The 580-nt window shown below is 35.2% G+C and carries 1 pseudogene; it reads left to right on the top strand.

The features are described 5' to 3' along the window. Positions 1 to 262: 262 nt before the first annotated feature. Positions 263 to 580: pseudogene (locus tag LMF89_RS25525) on the top strand (transposase); the annotation flags it as partial.

Raw genomic sequence — 580 nt, 5'->3', positions numbered from 1 at the left:
ATTGTTCGGGTTTTTCTAGCCCATAATGGATAACCCTTCTGTAATATATCTTACAGGGACAGGTACATTGACACTAAAATAATAAGAAGGTAAACTTTGTATATTAGGGGGGAGCAGTATGCCAAGATATGCTCGAATAAAAAGCCAAACGCAGGTTTACCACATAATGTTAAGAGGTAATAACCGAGAAAAGATATTCATAGATGAAGAAGACAAAGCAAGAATGATTGATACTTAGGGAGATAAAAAGAAAGCTGAAGAGTATTTTCTCTATGCTTACTGTGTAATGGATAACCACATCCACCTAATCATAAAAGAAGGTAAAGATCCAATAGCAAGTATCGTAAAAAGGATTGCTACAAGTTATTCCTATTATTTCAATAAAAAATATAAGCGCATCGGTCATGTGTTTCAGGAAAGATTTAAAAGTGAAAATATTGAGGATGAGAGTTATCTGCTTGCAGCCATAAGATATGTACATCAGAATCCTGTAAAACCTGGTATTGGAGCAGTTGATGGATATAAGTGGAGTAGCTATAGGGATTATATAGGTATGGGAAGAAACCTGACGGATACAAGG

Source organism: Pelosinus baikalensis, from assembly GCF_020819555.1.
Lineage (GTDB): Bacteria > Bacillota > Negativicutes > DSM-13327 > DSM-13327 > Pelosinus > Pelosinus baikalensis.
The sequence above is the reverse complement of the archived record's forward strand: the minus strand, read 5'-3'. Positions and strand labels throughout refer to the sequence as shown.